At 64.4% G+C, this 20,760-nt stretch carries 21 protein-coding genes and 2 pseudogenes; 17 read left to right on the top strand and 6 right to left on the bottom strand.

The genetic code is table 11. From position 1 onward, the window contains the following. Positions 1-777, bottom strand: a complete 777-nt coding sequence (locus JQ597_RS34005; RefSeq protein WP_212269777.1) for a 16S rRNA (uracil(1498)-N(3))-methyltransferase — start codon at positions 775-777, stop codon at positions 1-3. Positions 778-985: 208 nt separating this feature from the next. Here JQ597_RS34005 and JQ597_RS34000 point away from each other — a divergent pair, with 208 nt between their 5' ends. Together JQ597_RS34000 and ubiA are read left to right on the top strand one after the other, a co-directional pair. Next, positions 986-1,660, top strand: coding sequence for a hypothetical protein (locus JQ597_RS34000; RefSeq protein WP_212269807.1), 675 nt, complete (start codon positions 986-988; stop codon positions 1,658-1,660). A gap of 10 nt (positions 1,661-1,670) precedes the next feature. Next, on the top strand, positions 1,671-2,597 hold the full coding sequence (gene ubiA, locus JQ597_RS33995; RefSeq protein ID WP_212269776.1) for a 4-hydroxybenzoate octaprenyltransferase: 927 nt from the start codon (positions 1,671-1,673) through the stop codon (positions 2,595-2,597). Between the two features lie 96 nt (positions 2,598-2,693). Here the strand turns inward: ubiA and JQ597_RS33990 are convergent, their stop codons facing one another. After that, entirely contained in the window at positions 2,694-3,218 is a 525-nt protein-coding gene (locus JQ597_RS33990; RefSeq protein WP_212269775.1) for a DUF6101 family protein, read from the bottom strand. Positions 3,219-3,487: 269 nt separating this feature from the next. Between JQ597_RS33990 and JQ597_RS33985 the strand changes: the two genes are divergently transcribed. The 6 genes from JQ597_RS33985 (at position 3,488) to lpxK (ending at position 9,085) form a co-directional block, all read left to right on the top strand. Beyond that, positions 3,488-4,894 (top strand): TldD/PmbA family protein, encoded by a 1,407-nt coding sequence (locus tag JQ597_RS33985; protein WP_212269774.1) that lies wholly within the window; start codon positions 3,488-3,490, stop codon positions 4,892-4,894. Further along, complete coding sequence (locus JQ597_RS33980; RefSeq protein WP_212269773.1) at positions 4,881-5,690, top strand: inositol monophosphatase family protein; 810 nt, start codon at positions 4,881-4,883, stop codon at positions 5,688-5,690. Before JQ597_RS33985 ends, JQ597_RS33980 begins: the two co-directional genes overlap by 14 nt. A 91-nt stretch (positions 5,691-5,781) precedes the next feature. Next, the gene (locus JQ597_RS33975; protein ID WP_192738867.1) at positions 5,782-6,042 is read left to right on the top strand and encodes a DUF4170 domain-containing protein; all 261 of its coding nucleotides are present in this window, start codon (positions 5,782-5,784) and stop codon (positions 6,040-6,042) included. Continuing rightward, positions 6,039-6,752 (top strand): lysophospholipid acyltransferase family protein, encoded by a 714-nt coding sequence (locus JQ597_RS33970; protein WP_212269772.1) that lies wholly within the window; start codon positions 6,039-6,041, stop codon positions 6,750-6,752. Before JQ597_RS33975 ends, JQ597_RS33970 begins: the two co-directional genes overlap by 4 nt. Then, positions 6,715-8,055 carry a 3-deoxy-D-manno-octulosonic acid transferase gene (locus JQ597_RS33965; RefSeq protein ID WP_212269771.1) on the top strand — a complete coding sequence of 447 codons (1,341 nt, stop codon included), beginning with the start codon at positions 6,715-6,717 and terminating at the stop codon, positions 8,053-8,055. The genes JQ597_RS33970 and JQ597_RS33965 overlap by 38 nt, the downstream gene beginning before the upstream one ends. After that, entirely contained in the window at positions 8,048-9,085 is a 1,038-nt protein-coding gene (lpxK, locus tag JQ597_RS33960; RefSeq protein ID WP_212269770.1) for a tetraacyldisaccharide 4'-kinase, read from the top strand. The genes JQ597_RS33965 and lpxK overlap by 8 nt, the downstream gene beginning before the upstream one ends. A 113-nt stretch (positions 9,086-9,198) precedes the next feature. On the opposite strand, the gene JQ597_RS33955 is transcribed toward lpxK, so the two are convergent. Next, complete coding sequence (locus JQ597_RS33955; RefSeq protein ID WP_211993604.1) at positions 9,199-9,426, bottom strand: DUF2093 domain-containing protein; 228 nt, start codon at positions 9,424-9,426, stop codon at positions 9,199-9,201. 240 nt (positions 9,427-9,666) lie between these two features. Between JQ597_RS33955 and JQ597_RS33950 the strand changes: the two genes are divergently transcribed. Next, positions 9,667-10,509, top strand: coding sequence for a dienelactone hydrolase family protein (locus JQ597_RS33950; RefSeq protein ID WP_212269769.1), 843 nt, complete (start codon positions 9,667-9,669; stop codon positions 10,507-10,509). A gap of 185 nt (positions 10,510-10,694) precedes the next feature. Here JQ597_RS33950 and xseA read toward each other — a convergent pair whose 3' ends face one another. Continuing rightward, positions 10,695-12,317 (bottom strand): exodeoxyribonuclease VII large subunit, encoded by a 1,623-nt coding sequence (xseA, locus tag JQ597_RS33945; RefSeq protein WP_212269768.1) that lies wholly within the window; start codon positions 12,315-12,317, stop codon positions 10,695-10,697. Between the two features lie 137 nt (positions 12,318-12,454). Between xseA and JQ597_RS33940 the strand changes: the two genes are divergently transcribed. The 6 genes from JQ597_RS33940 to JQ597_RS33915 all read left to right on the top strand — a co-directional run bounded on the left by JQ597_RS33940 (position 12,455) and on the right by JQ597_RS33915 (position 17,169). Then, positions 12,455-13,468: an alpha/beta hydrolase gene (locus JQ597_RS33940; RefSeq protein WP_212269767.1), complete on the top strand. Its 1,014-nt coding sequence runs from the start codon at positions 12,455-12,457 to the stop codon at positions 13,466-13,468. Positions 13,469-13,490: 22 nt separating this feature from the next. Continuing rightward, positions 13,491-14,039 (top strand): hypothetical protein, encoded by a 549-nt coding sequence (locus tag JQ597_RS33935; protein ID WP_212269766.1) that lies wholly within the window; start codon positions 13,491-13,493, stop codon positions 14,037-14,039. 2 nt (positions 14,040-14,041) lie between these two features. Beyond that, on the top strand, positions 14,042-14,344 hold the full coding sequence (locus tag JQ597_RS33930) for a winged helix-turn-helix domain-containing protein (RefSeq protein WP_212269765.1): 303 nt from the start codon (positions 14,042-14,044) through the stop codon (positions 14,342-14,344). Further along, the gene (locus JQ597_RS33925; RefSeq protein ID WP_349628933.1) at positions 14,298-14,873 is read left to right on the top strand and encodes a DUF6622 family protein; all 576 of its coding nucleotides are present in this window, start codon (positions 14,298-14,300) and stop codon (positions 14,871-14,873) included. Before JQ597_RS33930 ends, JQ597_RS33925 begins: the two co-directional genes overlap by 47 nt. An 81-nt stretch (positions 14,874-14,954) precedes the next feature. Beyond that, entirely contained in the window at positions 14,955-16,229 is a 1,275-nt protein-coding gene (gene purD, locus JQ597_RS33920) for a phosphoribosylamine--glycine ligase (RefSeq protein WP_212269763.1), read from the top strand. A 97-nt stretch (positions 16,230-16,326) separates the two neighbouring features. Continuing rightward, positions 16,327-17,169: an amidohydrolase family protein gene (locus JQ597_RS33915; protein WP_212269762.1), complete on the top strand. Its 843-nt coding sequence runs from the start codon at positions 16,327-16,329 to the stop codon at positions 17,167-17,169. An 18-nt stretch (positions 17,170-17,187) separates the two neighbouring features. Here the strand turns inward: JQ597_RS33915 and JQ597_RS33910 are convergent, their stop codons facing one another. Continuing rightward, complete coding sequence (locus JQ597_RS33910; RefSeq protein WP_212269761.1) at positions 17,188-17,862, bottom strand: HAD hydrolase-like protein; 675 nt, start codon at positions 17,860-17,862, stop codon at positions 17,188-17,190. A 104-nt stretch (positions 17,863-17,966) separates the two neighbouring features. After that, positions 17,967-18,617 carry a GNAT family N-acetyltransferase gene (locus JQ597_RS33905; protein ID WP_283813478.1) on the bottom strand — a complete coding sequence of 217 codons (651 nt, stop codon included), beginning with the start codon at positions 18,615-18,617 and terminating at the stop codon, positions 17,967-17,969. A 154-nt stretch (positions 18,618-18,771) separates the two neighbouring features. On the opposite strand from JQ597_RS33905, the pseudogene JQ597_RS37900 reads away from it, so the two are divergent. Continuing rightward, a pseudogene (locus JQ597_RS37900) lies at positions 18,772-19,419 on the top strand (GAF domain-containing protein); the annotation flags it as partial. 63 nt (positions 19,420-19,482) lie between these two features. Then, positions 19,483-20,280 (top strand): annotated as a pseudogene (locus JQ597_RS33900) (sensor histidine kinase); the annotation flags it as partial. Positions 20,281-20,760 lie beyond the last annotated feature (480 nt).

Below are 20,760 nucleotides of genomic sequence, written 5' to 3'. Positions count from 1 at the left end.
TCAATGAGGCTTAACGCCCTCGGCTGGCTGACCCGGGCTGGTCCAGTCGCCGAGCGCGGCCTGCACCAGCGCCAGCGCCGCGACGCCGGCCGTATCGGCGCGCAAAATTCGGGGGCCGAGCGAAAGCCGCAGCGTTCGCGGCTGGCGCAGCAACAGCGCGCGCTCTTCCTGGGCAAATCCGCCTTCGGGACCGATCAGGATGTCGATGCCGTCAGCCGTTAACCCGTTTTGCAGCGCCTGCAGCGGCGAGGTGGTTTCCGCCGACTCGTCGCAGAAGACCAGGAGACGCTCCGGCTGGCGCTGGCTCAGAAAGCGATCGAGCGGCATCGGTTCGGCAACGTCGGCCAGGCTCAGGATGCCGCATTGCTCGGCGGCCTCGATGACATTGGCGCGCATCCGCTCGCCATTGACCCGCGAGACCTGGGTGAAACGCGTCAACACCGGCTGCAGCTTTGAGGCGCCCATCTCGACCGCCTTCTGCACCATGTAGTCGAGCCGGGCATGTTTTAGCGGGGCAAAGACGTAGGCGATGTCGGGCAGGCGATCCTGCGGCCGGTTCTGGATGAGGATCTCGAGGCTGTCGGGCCGCTTCCGCCCGATAATCTGCGCCTGCCATTCGCCGTCGCGGCCGTTGAACACCAATATCGATTCGCCGGCGGAAAGCCGCAGCACATTGCCGAGATAATTGCTTTGGTTCCGCTCCAGCGGGACCCTTTCGCCCGGGCTCAAGGCGGCATCGACGAACAGGCGAGGGGCACGAAAATCGAGTTCAGGCATCTGTGATTGTTCCGTTTCGCGCCCGTTTTAGCCTAAAGGGTTAGAATCCGGGGACAATTTAATGATTCGGTGCGGCCCAGCGCCGCGCTGCCGCCTAAATCCACGGGTTGTTAAGGGCCGGCAGGAATCGTAAAAAGCCCCGTCGGAATTGTGCTTCGATCGGAAGTCGCCCGGGCCCTGCTGGACCTTTGCCGGAGAAACACCTTTGATAATCCGCCGTCTCATTGTGCCCCTGACGATTGCCGTCGTGACCATTCACGCGGGGCAGGCCTTTGCGCAGACCCCATTTCCGGCGCCACTGCCCAACGGACAGGCTGCACCCGCAACCGCAAGCAGCGCGTCGCCGTTCCCGTCGGTGAACGGCGCAGCCCCCGCGGCGTCGGTGGGTGGTCCTTCACCGTTCCCGTCGGCGGGAGCCGCCCCGGGCGGGGGCTCGGCATTCGACCGTGGACCGCCGCCACAAGCCAGCGGCGCGGCGGATGCCTGCATGAAGGGCTTCGTTCCCTTGCGCGAGGACGCCGAGAAGCGCGGCAAGCTGATCAAGGCCGCCAGCGATCGCAAGGCGTCGCCGGACGAGGCCTGCAAGCTGATCGGCAGTTACAGCCAGGCCGAAGTCAAGATGATCAAATATGTCGAGACAAATTCCGCGAAATGCGGAATTCCGCCGCAGATCGCCGAGCAGCTCAAGAACGGCCACAAGAACACCGAGAAAATGCAAAAGCAGGTCTGCACGGTCGCCCAGCAGGGAGCACAGGCGCAGCGAGCGGCCGCGCCGAGCCTGAGCGAAGCGCTCGGCTCTTCGGCGGCGCTGCCCGAGGCGCAAACTGTGAAGAAGGGCGGCAGCACGTTCGATACGCTGAACGGCAACGTTCTCACCCGATGACCGCCTTCCGATGAGCGACCTCACGGCCCGCGTTGCCGACGCCACCGGCAACTGGGTCGATACGCGCGCGCCGTCCTGGTCGCGGCCTTATTTACGTCTCTCCCGTTTCGACCGGCCGATCGGCTCATGGCTATTGCTGATGCCGTGCTGGTGGTCGGCGGCGCTGGCCGCTGGCATCGCGCGCGACGCCAGTCAGTTGCTGTTCGTCATCGTGCTGTTCTTCATCGGCGCCTTCGTGATGCGCGGGGCGGGGTGCACCTGGAACGACATCACCGATCGCGACCTCGACGCCAGGGTCGAGCGCACGCGGTCGCGGCCGATCCCGGCCGGGCAGGTGAGCGTGCCGCAGGCACTTGCGTGGCTGGTGCTGCAGGCGCTGATCGGGCTCGCCGTGTTGCTGCAGTTCAACCGCTTCGCCATCATGACCGGCATCGCGTCGCTGATCATCGTCGCGGTCTATCCCTTCATGAAGCGCATCACCTGGTGGCCGCAGGTCGTGCTCGGCCTCGCCTTCTCATGGGGCGCCTTGATGGGATTTGCGGTCACGCTCGGACGCATCGATCTGACCGCGTTCGTGCTCTATGCCGGTTCGATCGCCTGGGTGATCGGCTACGACACCATCTACGCGCATCAGGACGCCGAGGACGACGCGCTGATCGGCGTCAAATCGACCGCGCGTTTGTTCGGTGCGGCGACGCATCGGGCGCTGGTCGTGTTCTATTCACTGGCAGTGGTACTGATCGGCGTGGCGATGGTGCTGGGCGGGGCGCGATGGCCGGCATGGATCGGGCTGGTCGCGTTTGCGGTTCACCTGGTCTGGCAAATCCGGCGGCTAGACATCAGCGATCCCGCATTGTGCCTGCGCGTTTTCAAATCCAACCGTGACGCGGGGCTGCTGCTGTTTGCGGGCCTGCTGGTGGATGCGGTGATGCGTTGAAGCGTAGGGTGGGTTAGCGAAGCGGTAACCCACCATCTTGATCTTCCGCGCAGCGGTGGGTTACGCCTTCGGCTAACCCACCCTACGAAAACAATCTCAATCCCTTGCGATGATCTCGCGCTCGCCCTGATGAATATTCGCCGGGTTGAGCAGATCGCCGGCGCGCCTACGCACCAGAAATTTCGGCCGGCGGGCGCGGATCGCGTTGTGGCGGCGGCGGCGCTGGGCCGGATCGCGGCGCTTGTCCTCCGGCAATTGCGGAAGCGCGAAGATCTCGCTCCACATCTGCCAGGCCGTTGAAAGCTCCTCGGCATCGGAACTGACGCCAAGCGGAATGTTAAGCGAGGGATCGCGATGCACCAGCACCAGCATCTGCGCGTCGTCGAGACCGCGCAAAGCGACGCCAAGGAAATCGCTGACGCGAACGTTGACGGCCATCTGCATGCCCTTGACGGCACGGCGCAGCACGACGCGTTCGCGGTGAAGTTCTATCTGCCGCACGCCGCCGTCGGCACGCGTGTCCTGCGCATCGAAGCGGAGCGGAAGGGAAAGAGGGTCGAGCCGCAATGCGCGGCCCGACCCGGCGGGATTGATCCCGCTTGTTGCTGTTTGACGCCTCACGGCTTTTAGTCTCCCCGCCGGAATTATGTTCCCGGTCGATGTGTGAGACCTTAGCCGAGCGGTTTCCGTTTTGGCTTAAAAAGGCTGGTTAACCCGAAGTCACCGGCGCCGCTTCTGCCCGCATGATTGACAAGAGCTTGGCGCGCATGATTGACGAGTCCTTGCTTTGAAGCCGAAAATGATTGGCTTTTGAGGCGTCAAAATGCTTGAAATCCCCGTGAATCAGGCACATCTGATGGGTCCAAAGATTTGCGTCCCAACTCGCTTCAATGTCAGGGATTTTGTTTGTGAACTCTTCACCATCCAAGCCTTCATCCTCCGCGACCTCCGACCTGTTCGACCAGTCGGCGCTCTCGACACTGGCGCAGCAGCTGGTCGAGGCCGCCAGGCGCGCCGGCGCCGATGCGGCTGATGCGGTCGCGGTGCGCGGCGTCAGCCAAGGCGTCGAAGTGCGCGATGGACGCGTCGAGGAATCCGAGCGTTCGGAAGGCGACGATGTCGGATTGCGCGTGCTGGTCGGACAGCGCCAGGCGGTGGTCTCGACCAACGACATCAGCGGCGATGGCATTTCGAAACTGGCCGAGCGCGCGGTCGCGATGGCGAGGGTCGCACCCGACGACAAATATGTCGGTCTCGCCGATCCTTCACTCCTGGCACGCGAGTTCGCCGATCTCGACCTGCTCGATCGCACGGTTCCCTCGACCTCCGAACTCGAACGCCGCGCCGTAGAAGCGGAGGCCGCGGCGCTTGCGGTCAAGGGCGTGACGCGATCCGGCGGCGCGTCGGCATCGAGCGGCATCGGCGGCATGGTGCTGGTGACTTCGACCGGGTTCCACGGCTCGTATCTGCGATCGAGCCAGGGCATCTCGATGACCGCGATATCAGGCGAAGGCACCGGGATGGAGCGCGACTACGACTACACGTCGGCGCCGCATGCCTCCGATCTCGCCGCGCCCGAAAGCGTCGGCCGCAAGGCCGGTGAACGCACGGTGGCGCGCGCCAATCCGCGCAAGGTCGAGACCTGCAAGGTGCCGGTCGTGTTCGATCCGCGGGTCTCGGGATCGCTGGTCGGCCATCTCGTCGGCGCCGTCAACGGCGCCTCGATCGCGCGCAAGACCAGTTTCCTGAAAGACCGCATGGGCGAGCAACTGTTCGCCCGGAACATCCGCATCATCGACGATCCCCTGCGGGTGCGCGGCTTGCGCTCGCAAACCTTCGATGCCGAAGGCGTCACGGTGAAGAAGCTCGCGATCATCGACGAGGGCGTGCTGACCTCGTGGCTGTTGGACACCGCGACCGCGCGCGAACTCGGACTGGTCACGACCGGACATGCGCATCGCGGCGTGTCGTCGTCGCCGTCGCCGGGTTCGTACAATCTGCACATGGAGGCGGGCGAGCCGACGCCGGCCGAACTGATCTCTGATATCAAGCAGGGCTTTTACGTCACCGATTTGATCGGCTCCGGCGTCAACGGCGTCACCGGCGATTACAGCCGCGGCGCGTCCGGCTTCTGGATCGAGAACGGCGAGATCACCTATTCCGTCAGCGAAGTGACGATCGCGGGCCATCTCTTGCCGATCTTCCAGTCGCTGACACCGGCCAACGATCTGGAATTCCGCTATGGCGTCAATGCGCCGACGGTGCGCATCGAGGGTTTGACGCTTGGCGGACGCTGATACGCTGGGCACGACAAAGGTGCGCGATGCCGCACTGCTGACGGAGACGGTGCGCGAGGCGGGGGCGCTGGCGCTGTCGTTGTTTCGCACTGAATTGAAGAACTGGACCAAGGGCGCCTCGTCGCCGGTGTCGGAAGCCGACATCGCCGTCAACGATCTCGTCGAAAGCCGGCTTCGTGCGGCAACGCCGGATTATGGCTGGCTGTCGGAGGAAAGCGTCGACGACGACGCGCGCCTCGGCAAGAAACTGGTCTGGATCGTCGATCCGATCGATGGCACCCGCGCCTATCTGGCCGGCCGCGAAGACTGGTGCGTGAGCATTGCGCTGGTGGCCGATGCAACGCCGGTGCTGGCGGCGGTGTTCGCGCCGGCGACCGACGAATTCTTCTTCGCGGTGCGCGGGCAGGGCGCCACGCGCAACGGCAAGCGCGTGCTCGCGACCGCGGGCACCGATCTGGATTTTTCCCGCATGGCCGGCCCCAAGCCGCTGGTGCAGCGGCTGAGCCCGTCATCCGATGAGATCACGCTGTTTCCGCGAATCGGCTCATTGGCGCTTCGGCTGTGCCGGGTCGCCGACGGCGGCCTGGACGCCGCTTTTGCGGGCGGTCAGAGCCGCGATTGGGACCTTGCGGCGGCGAATTTGATCGTGCACGAAGCCGATGGTAGGATGACGGCGCTCTCGGGGGACACGATTGAGTATAATCGCCGGGAGGTGACGCACGGGGTGCTGGTGGCTGCGGGACGTGATCGGCATGCACGCATTGTCGAGCATTTTCGAATCCGTCCGCTGCCCTGAACACGCCGGACCTGCGTCACGGTTCGTCACGCCACTCATCATGCGATACGCCTCAACAACCTTGCCGGGCACCTCGTTAGGAACAACCATCATGCCAGATAGTGCCCCGCCGCAACTGCTTCATCTCGTCATCGGCGGCGAGTTGACCGATCTCGAACACACGACGTTCAAGGATCTCGATCAGGTTGAGATCGTCGGCGTGTTTCCCAATTACGCCACCGCCCATGCGGCCTGGAAGGCGAAGGCGCAGCAGACCGTGGACAACGCCCATATGCGCTATTTCGTGGTCCACCTCCACCGGCTGCTGGATCCGGGGCAGGACACTAAGCAAGACGCGAAGCCTGCCCGTTGAAACGATTCCTTCGCGATTTGCTGCGCAGCAGCTGGCTTCAGCGTGCGCTCGGTGTGCTTGCGGCCGAATATCTGCGGCTGGTCTGGCTGACCAACAAGTTCAGCTACGAACCGGCTGACGTCTACGACCAGGTCGAGCCCGCCATGCCGGCGATCCTCGCCTTCTGGCACGGCCAGCATTTCATCACGCCGTTCATCAAGACCAAGGAGAGCCATCGCGCCAAGGTCCTGATCTCGCGGCATCGCGACGGCGAGTTCAACGCCATTGCGGCCGAACGGCTCGGCATCGGAACCATCAGAGGTTCCGGCGACCATGGCGGCGCGTTTCACCGCAAGGGCGGCGTCGGCGCGTTCCGGGAGATGGTGCAGGCGCTTGAGGATAATTGGAACGTTGCGACCACCGCGGACGTGCCGAAGCGGGCGCGGGTGGTGGGGCTCGGCCTCATCATGCTGGCGCGGGAGTCCGGGCGGCCGATTCTCCCCTTTGCGATGGTGACCAGCCGGTTCATCCGTTTGAAAAATTGGGACTCCTCCACCATCAATTTGCCATTCGGCAGGGGTGCCGTGGTAGGCATTGATGCGGTTTTCGTGCCGCCGGACGCCGACGCAGAGACCATGGAAAAGCTGCGCCAACAGGTAGAGACTTATCTGAACGAAGCGACCCGTCGCGCCTATGCGGCTGTCGGTCGTCCGGAGGCCGCCCTTGGTTAATTCGCTGCCGCTGCCGATGACGTTGCGCGTCTACCGGAGTCTGTCGTCCGCGATGGTGCCGCTGGCGCCTGCGTTCATCAACCGGCGGCTGAAGCTCGGCAAGGAAGATCCGGCGCGTGTCAGTGAACGCCGCGGCGTGAGCGCCGATGTTCGCCCGGTCGGGCCGCTGGTGTGGATTCACGGCGCCAGCGTCGGCGAGGTGCTGGCCTCCGCAGCGCTGGTCGAGCAGCTGCGGGCGCTGAACCTGCGCATCCTCCTCACCTCCGGCACGGTGACCTCGGCGGCGGTCGTCGCCAAGCGGTTTCCGCCCGACGTCATCCATCAATATGTCCCCTACGACTCGCCGCGCTATGTCGCGCGGTTTCTCGACCATTGGCGTCCGTCGCTGGCGCTGTTCATCGAGTCCGATCTGTGGCCGAACTTGATCCTGTCGAGTGCGGCGCGGCGCGTGCCGATGGTGCTGATCAACGGCCGCATGTCGCCTCGCTCGTTTCCGCGCTGGCGGCGTGTCTCCGGCACCATCTCGGCGCTGCTCGGCCGGTTCGAACTGTGCCTCGCGCAGTCGGAAACCGATGCCGACAGGTTTTCGACGCTTGGCTGTCCCAACGTCGTGACGACAGGCAATCTGAAGCTCGACGTTCCCGCGCCACCGGCGGACCAGGCCAAGCTGGAGCGGCTGATGTCGATGACGCGCGGCCGTCCGGTCGTCATCGCCGCCTCCACCCATCCCGGCGAGGACGAGATGCTGGCGGAGGCGCACAAGACGCTCGCCGGATTCTTTCCGAACCTTCTGACCGTGATAGTGCCGCGGCATCCCGATCGCGGCGAGGCGATCGCGCGCATGGTCGAGGCGTCTGGCCTGCACGCGTCGTTGCGTTCGCGCGAGGAACTGCCGACGGCTGCGACCGACATCTATGTCGCCGACACCATGGGCGAGCTCGGGTTGTTTTACCGGTTGTCGCCGATCGTGTTCATGGGCGGATCGCTGGTCGAGCATGGCGGGCAAAATCCGATCGAGGCGGTCAAGCTTGGTGCCTCGATCGTCCATGGCCCGCACGTCTTCAATTTCGGCGACGTCTATGAGGCGCTCGATCAGGCCGGCGGCGCGCGAAAAGCCGACACCCAGGAAGCATTGGTCAAGCAACTTGGTCAGCTGCTCGCCGATCCCAGGGCGCGCGAAGTATCGCTCAAAGCCTCCGAGCGCGTGGTCGAACAGCTCGGCGGCGCGCTGGATCGCACGATGATCGCGCTGGAGCCGTATCTGTTGCAGTTGCGGCTCGAAATGGGAGCCGCGAATGCGTGAGCCGCGCTTCTGGCACGGCCCGCCTTCCCTCAAATCCAATCTATTGACACCGCTCGCCGCCCTCTACGGTGCCATCGCCGCGAGACGGATGCAGCGCGACGGGCTGGATGCCGGCGTCCCCGTCATTTGTATCGGCAATTATCACGTCGGCGGCGCCGGCAAGACGCCGACCGTGCTCGCGCTCTCGAAGCTGCTGCGTGAGCTCGGCGAAACGCCCGTCGTACTCAGCCGCGGCTATGGCGGAAAATTGCGCGGCCCGGTGCGGGTCGATCCGGAACGGCATGCCGCCGCCGATGTCGGCGACGAACCGCTGATGCTGGCGGCGACGCTGCCGGTGGTGGTCGCGCGCCAACGCGCCGACGGCGTTCCGCTGGCGCGTTCGCTGGCGGCGTCGGTGATCCTGATGGATGACGGTTTTCAGAGCCCGGCGGTCGCCAAGGACACCTCGCTGATCGTGATCGACGCCGGCCGCGGCCTCGGCAACGGACAGGTGTTTCCCGCAGGCCCCTTGCGCGCGCCGCTAAAGCCGCAGCTGGCGCGCACCGATGCGCTCATCATCGTCGGCAACGGCACGGCGGCCGACCGCGTGGCGGCCGATATCGCCGCGCAGGACAAGCCGGTGCTGCGCGCGCGCCTTGTGCCGAGCGAAGCCTCCGTCGCCGCATTGCGTGGCAAGCGTGTGCTGGCGTTTGCAGGTATCGGCGATCCCGCACGGTTCTTCGGCACGCTGACGGCGAGCGGCGTTGACGTGGTCCGGCAGCACGCCTTCGCCGATCACCACGCGTTCTCCAGGGCCGAGATCGACAGCCTGATCGCCGAGGCCGGCCGCGACGCGCTGACGCTGGTGACGACGGAAAAGGATCTGGCGCGGCTGAGAGTCGGCGGCGGATTGCCGGATTGGGCGAAAGCGATCGTGGCGTTCGCGGTGACGCTGGAGTTTGAGGATGGCGCCAAGCTGAAGAGGTTCGTGACCGATCAACTCTTCAAGGCCCGCGAGAAGAAAATTCGCACGGCGTCGTCCCGGGCTTGACCCGGGACCCATAACCACAGTTCTACGTAGTCGTGCAGGGCTGGAGCTCCAGCCCACTTTAAGAATTGGCGACGGTGGTTATGGGTCCCGGCGTTCGCCGGGACGACAACAGATCAACCTTCCGTCTTCAGCGCGCCGGGAAAATGCCGTTGCAGGACGGCCGTCGGCACCGAATAGGCTTCCTGAAGATCGACGCTCCAGTATTTCAACTCGTCGAGCGGGATGCGCACGTCAGATATGGCGCAGCGCACATAGGTTCCCGGCGAGACCACGCGGAAATCGCCATCCAGATATTGCACCTGCGCTTCGCCATGTCCCGAGGGACCGAATTTATTCAGCACCGTAAACTCTCCGGCAGGTCGGCCAATTCTAGAGGGCCGACTAAAGTGTATTTTCCAAATCCGATCTATCACAGATAGGTTGGACTGTCCGCTCCCGAAACCCACCCGCAAAAAACCACCTGAAAAAACCACCTGCAAAAAAAAACCACCTGATTGTGATGAATTTTTGCCGATTGCGCGTGATAACCTCCTGATTATGTTCGCTTTGCCCCGAGCGCCATTTTGACCCGGCGAAATCAGATGCGCCCAGCGACGCTGCTATTCCTGACGCTGTTTGCCGCGGCCTGCGCCGCGGTGCCGCTTGCCGCTTCCGCCGCGCCGTTGCCGGCCCCCAGGCAGGTCGATATCCCCGCGCCAAAACTCAACCTGCACGCCCAGCTCTACAAGCCTGATGGCGACGGACCGTTTCCCACCGTGATCGCGCTGCATGGCTGCGGCGGCTTGAGCGGGCATTCCGAGCCGGTGCTGCCGCGCTACCGCGACTGGGTCGAACAATTGTTGAAGGCGGGACACGCGGTCGTGCTGCCGGACAGTTACGGCTCGCGCGAACTCGGCCCGCAATGCCGCGACAAGGAGCGCCGCGTGCTGGCGCGCCGCGAGCGGGTGGCCGATATCGTGGCGACGCGGCGATGGCTGGCGCAGCAGGCCTGGGTCGCGCAGGATCGCGTCAGCCTGATGGGATGGGCGAACGGAGCCAGCGCCCTGTTGTGGGCGGTGCGTCCGCAAGCCTGGCGCAATGACGGGCCGGATTTCCGCTCGGCGGTCGCCTTCTATCCGGATTGCCGGATTTCCGCCGGCCTCGGCTGGAGCGCGCGGGTGCCGACGCTGCTGCTGATCGGCGCCAAGGACGACGTCAGTTCGCCATCGGCCTGCCGCCAGATGGTGGAGGGTGCCCGCGGCCGCAGCGCGCTGGCGCGGATCGAAATCTATCCCGGCGCGCCGCACGATTTCGACCGCGCCAACCTGCCGCTCCGTGCGCTCAGCGGCGGCGACGCCGGCCAGCCGGAGCGCGGCCACATCGGCACCGACGCTGAGGCGCGCATCGATTCGCAAAAGCGCGTGGCGGAATGGCTGGCAAGGTGACTCTTACCCTCCCCTGGAGGGGGGAGGGTCGACGCGAATGAAATTCGCGGCGGGGTGGGTGACAGTCTTTCCAATCGATCAGTATCCGAGCGGAGGGACTGTCACCCCACCCCGTCTCGCATTTCGCTTCGCTTCACGCGAGCCGACCCCCCCCCTCCAGGGGAGGGTGAAGAAAGCGCGTTCCCCTAAAACAAACTTCCCTGATCGACCGGCTTGACCACGCGCTTGGGCGCAAGCGTCTTGGTTTCCCGGCGGGCAAGGGTCGGCTGGCTGGTCGGCGCTGATGTTGCCGCCGGCCGGTCCGCATCGGCCGTCGCCGCGACGCGGCCGTCGGCGAACTCGATCGACAAGGGCGCGCCCGGGCCGATCGACGCGGCGGCATGCACGGCATGGCCGTGTTCGTCACGCACGAGAGCAAACCCGCGCGCGAGCACGCCGCGATACGACAGCGCCGACAGCAACTGACCGCTATGCGCAACGCGGGCGTTGAGCCGCGTCATCGCGGTCAGCAGTGCGCGGCGCGCGCGCTCGGCAAGGCGTTGCGTGCGCTCGCGGTCGCGCGCGATCGCGTTACGCTGTGCCTGGGCGTTGGAAATTTTTGACGCTTTCAGCCTGACCTCGAGCCCGGCAAAGCGATCGCGCCGGTTGCGCAACAATGCCCGCGCAGAAAGCCTGATGCGCTCGCCGGATACGATGAGACGGTGCCCCGCCTGCGCGACCTGTCCGCGCAGCACCTTTAGCGTCAAGCCGGCGCTGAGCTGCGAGAAGCGGCGATGATGCGCGTTGGTGTTGGCTTTCAAGCCGCGGGGCAGTGATGCACCCGCGCTGTCCAGCCGCTGCCGCGGGATTGCCAATAATTCGCTGGCCGCGGGCAGGGCGCGGGCCGCGGCGCGCAATTCATTGCGACGGCTTTCCTGGCCGCGCAGCCAGCACACCATGGTGCGGCGGGCGAGGCCGGCAACCTCGACCATCAATTCGCTGCGCACGGGGACGGCCATTTCGGCCGCCGCGGTCGGCGTCGGCGCGCGCTTGTCGGCGGCGAAATCGATCAGCGTGATGTCAGTCTCGTGGCCGACCGCCGAGATCAGCGGGATCATGCTCTCGGCGGCGGCGCGAACCACGATCTCCTCGTTGAACGACCACAGGTCCTCCAGCGAGCCGCCGCCGCGCGCGACGATCAGCAGATCCGGCCGCGGAATTTTGCCGCCCTCGGGCAGCGCATTGAAGCCGCGGATCGCCGCCGCGACCTGCTCGGCCGAGCCTTCGCCCTGGACTTTCACCGGCCACACCAGCACGCGGCGCGGAAAGCGGTCTTCCAGGCGGTGCAGGATGTCGCGAATCACGGCGCCGGTCGGTGACGTCACGATGCCGATCACTTCCGGCAGCCACGGCAGCAATTGCTTGCGCGCCTCGTCGAACAGGCCCTCGGCGCCGAGCTTCTTCTTGCGCTCCTCCACCAGCGCCATCAGCGCACCGATGCCGGCGGGCTCGATGGCTTCGATGACGATCTGGTATTTCGACGAGCCCGGATAGGTGGTGAGCTTGCCGGTCGCGATGATCTCGAGCCCTTCCTGCGGCTTGAAGCGCATTCGGGAATGCACGCCCTTCCAGATCACGGCCTCGATCTTGGCGCTCTCGTCCTTGAGCGCGAAATAGCAGTGTCCGGAGGAATGCGGCCCGCGGAAGCCTGAAATTTCGCCGCGGACCCGGACATGGCCATAGGCGTCCTCCACCGTCCGCTTCAGCGACGAGGACAGTTCCGAGACGGTGTATTCGGGCGCGTTGAGCAGGGGTTCGGTCGCGGGCATCTCGTCCAATCGAATCAGGCTTTTGGAGCTTCCACGCAAGGTAGGGATTTCGGCCATCCCCGCCAATCTAGCTTGCGTTGCAGATAACTCTGTGTTATAGAGTTCTCTAAGATGAAACCAACCGATGAGGAACGACCATGTTCAGGCAGTTGGTACGCGGCAGCTTCAGCACCTTGAAATGGGCGCTCAGCGCCGTTGGCGCGATCGCTTTGCTGATCACGGGGCTGGTCGCCACGCCACTGACGCGCCCCCCGGAGCTGCAATCGATCTCGGCTGTCCGCGGCACGGTCGATCTCAGCACCTTGCCCGCGGTCGAGCGGTTTCAGGCGCGAGACGGCACTGCGCTCGGCTTCCGCCACTATGCCGCCAATGGCCCGGCGACCGGTCGCGCCGCCATTGTGGTGCACGGCTCCTCCGGGTCGAGCGGCGGAACTATCCACGCGCTGTCGACGGCGCTGGCGACCCGGGGCGTCGAAACCTGGGCCGTTGATATTCGCGGCCACGGCACGTCTGGCACCCGCGGCGACATCGGCTATGTCGGCCAGCTCGAGGATGACCTCGCCGATTTGGTCGGCATTATCCGCACGACCGCGCCCGCCAAGCCGCTGACGCTGGTTGGCCATTCCTCCGGCGGCGGTTTTGCGCTGCGCGTCGCGGGCTCGTCGATCCAGGACCTGTTCGAGCGTACGGTGCTGCTCGCGCCCTATCTCGGTCACGACGCCCCGACCGGCCGGCCCAATTCCGGCGGCTGGGCCAAGGCCGATGTTCCGCGCATCGTTGGTCTGTTCGCGCTGCGCAGCATCGGCATCACCTGCTGCGACGCGCTGCCGGTGCTGGCGTTCGCGGTGCCACCGAATTCCGAGAAGAACCTGGTCGGAACCTACAGCGACCGCCTGATGCGCAATTTCGCGGTCCGCGACCGCGATTTTCGCCGCGATCTCGCAGCGGCGAGGAAACCGATGACGATCATCTCCGGCGCCGATGACGAACTCATGTTCGCGGACAAGTACGCACTTTCTGTGCATGCGATAGCCCCCGCGGTTGACGTCAAGCTGATCGATGGCGTCAATCACATGGGCATCGTCAGCGTACCCCGCGCGGTATCTGCGATCGCCGAGGACGTCGCCACGCGCGGCATAACCGGGTCGTAACCGCGATCGAGGGGAAGGCGACATGATCGACAGCCAACAAGCTTCCGAGGCGCTCGCGGATATCAGGGAGATCGCGCGCCGCGTCCGCCAGTCGCGGATCTACAATCTGGCGAGCCTGCTCATGATCATGTGGGGCGCGCTGGTGTTCATCGCCAATGCCGCCTCGTTCGGCTGGCCGCGCCATGCCGGCTACATCTGGATCGCGGTCAATGTCGTCGGCCTCGGGGGCTCGTTCGTGGTCAGCGCCTTCACCCATTCGCGGACCGGCGTGCGCACCTTCGACCTGCGGACGCTGATGGCGTTCCTGCTGTTCTTCGCCTTCGGGCTCGCGACCTGCATGCTCGCCCATTTCGGGCCGCGTGAGCTCGGCGTGTTCTGGGCGATCTATTTCATGCTGTTCTATACCATCGCCGGGCTCTGGGTCGGCCTCGCCTTTGTCGTCATCGGCGTTGGCATCTCCGCGCTGACGTTGATCGGCTATTTCCTGGCCGGCAACTGGTTCGAGCCATGGATGGCGGTCGTGAATGGCGGCGGGCTCGTGCTTGGCGGCCTCTGGATGCGCCGGGAATAGCGATGGCCGGGCTCGACGACATCATCCACCAGCCGCTGCGCTTGCGAATCATGGCCGCCCTGAACGCGCTGCCGCCGGGTACCGGGCTCGAATTCGCCAAGCTGAAAAAGCTGACCGGCGCCACCGACGGCAATCTCGGCGCCCATATCGAGACGCTGTCGAAGGCCGGCTATGTCGCTGTCGACAAGGCCTTTGTCGGCAAGAAGCCGCAAACCACGGTGACTGCGACCGCGGCCGGCCGCGGCGCCTTCGCTCGCCATGTCGCAATGCTGCAGGAAATCATCGCGGCACAACCACCTGAATGAATTCGCGGCCAGGGAGCCCGACATGCAGACCGCCATTGCCATCCTCACCCACACGCCACCATGGGTATTCGTCCTGCTGGCACTGCTGATATGGCAGGGATGCATGGCGTTGCGGCCGCGCTCGCAGCCGCTGGCGCGGATGCTGATTGTGCCCGCGGTGTTTTTTCTGATGGGTCTTTCCCGGCTGGTGCTGGGCGGAAAATCGATCGGCCTGCTGCTGGTCTGGGTGGCCAGTGCGACCGCGTTCGCCGCGCTGGCGCTCTACACCGGGCCGCGGTCGGTGACGATCGACGGCGAAACCGGCCGTATCCTGCGCCCCGGCAGCGTGGTTCCCCTGATGCGCAACCTCACGGTCTTCATGCTGCAATATGCCGTCGCTGTCGTGACGGCGATGAAACTGGGCGCCATCTGGGAAGTGGCTGCGGCGGGGCAGGCGGTGTCAGGCGCCTGTGCCGGCTATTTCCTGGGCTGGACGATTGCATTGTTGCGCAGCTATCGGGCGCGCCTGGCGGTGCCGGCTACGCCCTAGCAAATCAGTTGATATCCCCTTGCAGACGGCGGGAGATTCGTGCGACCGACTGGCCATCGGTTCCCACATCTGGCTCCAGTCATGAACATCCTCCTGCTCGGTTCCGGCGGCCGCGAACACGCTCTGGCATGGAAGATCGCCGCGTCCCCGCTGCTCACCACATTGTGGTGCGCGCCGGGCAATGCCGGCATCGCCAAGGACGCCGAATGCGTCGCGCTCGACATCACCGACCACCCGGCCGTGGTCGATTTCTGTAAGGCGCACAAGGTGGATTTCGTCGTGGTTGGCCCCGATGCGCCGATCGCCGCCGGGGTCGTCGACGATCTCAACGCCGCCGGCTTCAAGGCGTTCGGCCCCACCCAGGCCGCGGGCCGGCTGGAGAGCTCGAAAACCTTCACCAAGAATCTCTGCCGCGACAACAACATCCCGACCGCGGCCTATGAGCATTTCACCGACGCAGCAAAGGCAAAAGCCTATATCCGCAAGCAAGGCGCGCCGATCGTGATCAAGGCCGACGGTCTTGCCGCCGGCAAGGGTGTCGTGGTGGCGATGACGGAGCAGGAAGCGCTTGATGCGGTGGACATGATGTTCGGTGGCGGTCTTGGTGACGCGGGCGCCGAGGTCGTGGTCGAGGAATTCATGGTGGGCGAGGAGGCCTCGTTCTTTGCGCTGTGCGACGGCGAACACGCGTTGCCGCTGGCGACCGCGCAGGATCACAAGCGCGCCTTCGACGGCGACCAGGGCCCGAACACCGGCGGCATGGGCGCCTATTCCCCGGCACCGGTCATGACGGAGGCGATGTGCACGCGCGTCATGAACGAGATGATCTATCCAACGCTGCGCGCGCTCAAAGCGATGGGATCGCCCTACAAGGGCGTGCTCTTTGCCGGCGTGATGGTCACGAAGGACGGCCCGAAGCTCGTCGAATACAACGCCCGCTTCGGTGATCCGGAAACCCAGGTGCTGGTGATGCGGATGATGTCGGATCTATTGCCGGCGCTGATCGCCAGCGCCGACGGGCAACTAAAGAATTTCAGCCTGCGCTGGTTCGATGATGTGGCGTTGACCGTGATCATGGCGACCAGGGGTTATCCCGGCAGCTATGGCAAGGGCTCGGTGATCTCTGGTCTCGACGACGCTGCGAAGATCGAGGGCGTCGAAATCTTCCACGCCGGGACGATCGAGAAAGACGGAAAAATTCTCGCCAGCGGCGGCCGCGTGCTCAACGTCTGCGCCATGGGCAAGACGGTGACCGAAGCGCAGCAGCGCGCTTATGCGGCCGTCGACCGCATCAACTGGCCGGAAGGCTTCTGCCGCCGCGACATCGGCTGGCAGGCGGTGGCGCGGGAGCGCTGACGCCGGCTGCAATCCGCGCAACGCTTCCCCGCGCTTTGGCCCACTGGACACGCACCTGCTGCGCTGTCCAAAATCGCCAAAACGGAGGAACTGCCCGATGGCGATTATCGATTCCCAGGTTCACGCCTATGAGGCGAACACGCCGAAGCGGCCCTGGGCCACGGTGCCGAACTGGCCCGATCACGTCACCGGTGACGAGATGGTGGCGGCGATGGACAAGGTAGGCGTCGACGGCGCGATCTTCATCTCGGCCTTTTCGATGTACCGCTACGACGCCAGCTATGCCGTGGAAGTGGCGCGCGCTCATCCGGGCCGGCTCGCCATCGTCAAGCCGGTCGATCCGGATGATCCCAACGTCGCCGACGTCGTCGCCGAGTGGAAGAAGACGCCGGGCGCGGTCGGAATCCGCATCATGCTGACCAAGGAGAACAAGCGCGAGCCCGGTCACCCCGGTCTCGACCGCATTGCACGCGCGGCCATTCAACATGATTTTCCGGTGAATCTGCTGTGCTGGGATAATCTCGACGCCGGCACGGCGCTGGTCGATCGTCATCCCGACACGCGCTTCATCGTCGATCATCTCGGCATTCTGCAGCCGCGCACGCCGCCCGCGCCGCCGCAGCCCTGGGCCGAACTGCCGAAAGTGCTGGCGCTCGCCAGGCGCAAGAATGCCGTGATCAAGGTCAGCGGTGCCTGCACGCTGTCCCGCGAGCCGTATCCGTATCCCGACATCTGGGATCCGCTGGCCCGCGTGTTTGAAGCTTGGGGTTTTGATCGTTGCCTGTGGGGCACCGACTGGACCCGCGCCTTTGCCGTCGTCAATTACGAGCAGGCCGTCACGCCCTTCCTCAAGACGGATCGCCTCAGCGACACCGAGCGCGCGATGCTGATGGGCGGTGCCTGCGCCAAGGCTTATGGCTGGTCACCGAACAAGGGTTAGCGCATTTCAACAGCGGCCCTAGCCTGCAGATTGCTTCCCATTGACCATCGAAAGAACCGCACGTGCGAGATCGACGGGGGAATCCACCAGCTGGTCTGCGCCGGCCGTCTCAAGTTCGTCCCTTGTGCCATAACCCCAGAGCACGCCGAGACCGCGCATTCCGACCGCGTGGGCGCCGGAAATATCATGCCGGCGATCTCCGACCATCAGGCTGTCAGACGGCGAAAGACCATGCCTGGACAGGATATGGGCGAGCAGCTCGGGCTTGTGATCCAGCTCGCCGCTCGGCACTGATCCATGGATGCCATCGAAGTAAGTGGCAAACCCCAGATGCTCCAGAATGCGGCTCGCGAAAATCTCCCGCTTCGAGGTCGCGAGATAGACCCGCAATCCGCATCGCTTCATCTCTGCAAGGCAGTTGCCAATTCCCGGATAAGGCACGCTGCCGAGAAACCCGCTTTCACCGTAGTGCTGACGATAGGCAATGACTGCTTCACCGACCCTGTCGTCTCCATAGCGCTGCAGCAGGGTTTGCATGATCTCTTCGAGGGGCGGCCCGATGATGCGTCTTATGTCGAGGGTTTTGTCCGGTTCATGTCCAAGGGCGCGCAGCGCCGCCAGGCAGCTTGCCAATATGCCGGGATACGAATCGATCAAGGTGCCGTCGAGGTCCAGAAGAACGGAGCACGTCATGATCCGAAGCTAGCGGCCAAAGCAAACCTGTACAAGTTCGTTTGATTTCGTTCCTGCGTCGGGTCATTCGCTGCAAGGCTATGCAGCGGCAATTCCCGTTCTGCTTATGAGCTCATTTCGATGTTGCGAGGTACTTGGGCGAAGACACAACTATCTCGAAGAGCTCCCTGCGGGGTGCGGCAATCGTTCTTGAGAATGCCCTCCAGGGCGAAGCCGGCCCGCGCTGCCACCGCGCGCGATCGCAGATTCATAGCATCACAGCGGATGTCGACCCGCACAAGACCGAGAGACCAAGCGAATTCGGTCAGTGCCAATACAGCTTCGGTGATGTAGCCGTGCCCGACCTTGTTGGTGGCGCACCAGTAGCCGATCTCGCTTCGCGGAACCGCCCAGTCGAACCGGAAAAGCGAGCAATTGCCAATGAAGGTGCCAGCGCGTTTCTCAAAAATTGAAAAATTCAATTCGGAGCGGTCTTCGAAGCCGGCCTCTCGTTTGTCGATCCTCTCCATGGTCTCTTGGATAGTGGGCTGTGTCCCTTGCGCCCAATCCATCCAACGTGAGAGTTCGGTCCAGCTCACGATGATGGCGGCATTCATTGCGGGCGCGTCGTCAGCCACGGCACCACGAAGATACAGGCGCTCAGTTCCCAGGCTACGCGAGATAGGGACATTCCCATCCGAGTTCAAACTTTTGCCCTTTCCCAAAGAGTTAGACTTCCGCAATGCTACCGTTGAGCCGCCAAACTCCAAGGGCATTGCTCGCCAAATTATCATGTCCCTTCCTGGTTGCAAAACCGACATCTGTCGCCAGGCTGCGATGTCCGAGGCCGACCCAAAGCCGCCACCGCCCCCATTTCCCGTTACTAGCCTAAGCCGATCCGATGGCTTATCTTAAGGCCCGGGGCAAGCAATGACACCACCACCTTCTGGAGCAGGCGGCGGATCGAAAAAGCCGCAAAGCCGTACGGCGAAGCCGCGAAAGCGCAGCATTGCGCCAAAGGTCGCGCGCGTCTCCAGGTCAGCGAAAACGGACGTCGAAAATCCGGCGCAAACCGAAGTCGAACAACTTGCCCTCGAACTTCAGCAAGCCAGAGAGCGCCAGGCCGCGACATCCGAGGTCCTGAGCCTCATCGCCGATGCGCCGACCGATCTTGCGCCGGTGTTCGACCGGATCGTCAGGAACGCAGCGCGGCTCTGCCAGAGCGTGCTGAGCGCCGTCTACCGCCGGGAGGGGGACCACGTCCACCTGGTCGCGCACGATCAGTTTTCAGCGGCATCGGTGGCGGCGGTGCGCAAAGCCTATCCGGCTCCGCTCACCAGCAAGAATCTGATCTCGGTGGCGATCCGCGAGCGGCGCGTCGTGCATGAGCCGGATGTGCTGGTCTCCGGCGGCTACAGCGAACTGCAGAAGACATCGGGCTATCGCAGCATCCTGATCATGCCGATGCTGCGCGACGAGGTTGCGATCGGCGCGATCGCGGTGATGCGGCTGGAGCCGCAATTATTCCCCAGGGCGCAGGTCGAGCTCTTGAAGACCTTTGCCGGGCAGGCGGTCATCGCCATCGAGAACACGCGGCTGTTCACCGAGTTGCAGGAACGCAGCCGGCAGCTGTCGCAATCGCTTGACGATTTGCGCGCCGCGCAGGGCAGTCTGGTACAGACCGAGAAATTGGCCGCGCTGGGGCGGCTGGTGGCGGGCGTCGCGCATGAGATCAACACCCCCGTCGGCACCAGCCTCACCGTGGCCTCGGCATTGATCGACAAGACCAAGCGATTTGAAGCCGATGTCGCCAAGGGCGACGTGCGCCGCTCGACGCTCTCGGAATTCATTGCGGCCAGCCGCGAGGCGGCGTCGCAGATCATGTTCAATCTTGGCAACGCGGTCGAGCTGATCCAGTCGTTCAAGCAGGTTGCCACCGATCGCAACGTTTCGGATCGCAGGCGCTTCGATCTCGGCGAGGTGACCGAGCAGGTCGTCAGGGGACTACGGTACGGGCTGCGAGGTCAAAATCTGACGGTCGCCGTCGAATGCGAACCCGATCTTGCCATGACCAGCTATCCCGGACCTTACGGCCAGGTGCTCACCAATCTGGTTCTCAATTCCGCGGCGCACGCCTTCCCGGACGGCGGCCGGGGATCGGTCCATATTGCGGCGCAGGCATCGGGCAAGGGCAATGTCGAGGTGCTGTTTTCAGACGACGGCTGCGGCATGACCCCGGAGGTCAAGCGCCAGGTGTTCGACCCATTTTTCACGACCCGGCGCGACCAGGGCAACACCGGCCTCGGGTTGCACATCGTGCACAACATCGTGACCAATCGTCTGGGCGGCCGGATTCATCTGGAAACCAAGCCCGGCATGGGCACGAAAATCCAGATCATCATGCCGCGCGAAGCGCCGCGGGAAGCGGCGGCGGAATAGGGTGTGCTCTCTCATCCGTCATTCCGGGGCGCGCGAAGCGCGAACCCGGAATCCATCAGGCCGCATGCGTTGTCGCCCAATGGATTCCGGGCTCTCGCTTCGCGAGCCCCGGAATGACGCAGGCAGATCTGCGACAAATTAACCCGTCGGGCTAAATTCCACTTTCCTCGTCGGGCAAATCAGCGGTTTGAATCGTCGCGTCCCGCCCGACAAGAGGGGCGTGCGCACGTCACGAACGCGCGGCGGGATGCGGTGGACGTTTGTTGCGCCTGACGACGGCGTATACAGGCGTACGGCAAAACCGTGTGGTCCTGGCGCCCGTTGCCGGCGTCAAGCTGTCGAAGAAGCGCGAGCGGAAACGGCAGCGACGGAGTCAACCCAGAACTCGTCTCCGGGGAGAGCGCGGCATAAGCCGTAAAGCCATTGCGCAGGGAAGGCCGGGTGTTCTCCGCTGCCCTGTATGCTCGTGTGCACTTTGTT

The organism is Bradyrhizobium sp. AUGA SZCCT0177 (assembly GCF_018130125.1).
Lineage (GTDB): Bacteria > Pseudomonadota > Alphaproteobacteria > Rhizobiales > Xanthobacteraceae > Bradyrhizobium.
This window is presented reverse-complemented; position numbering and strand designations above follow the sequence as displayed.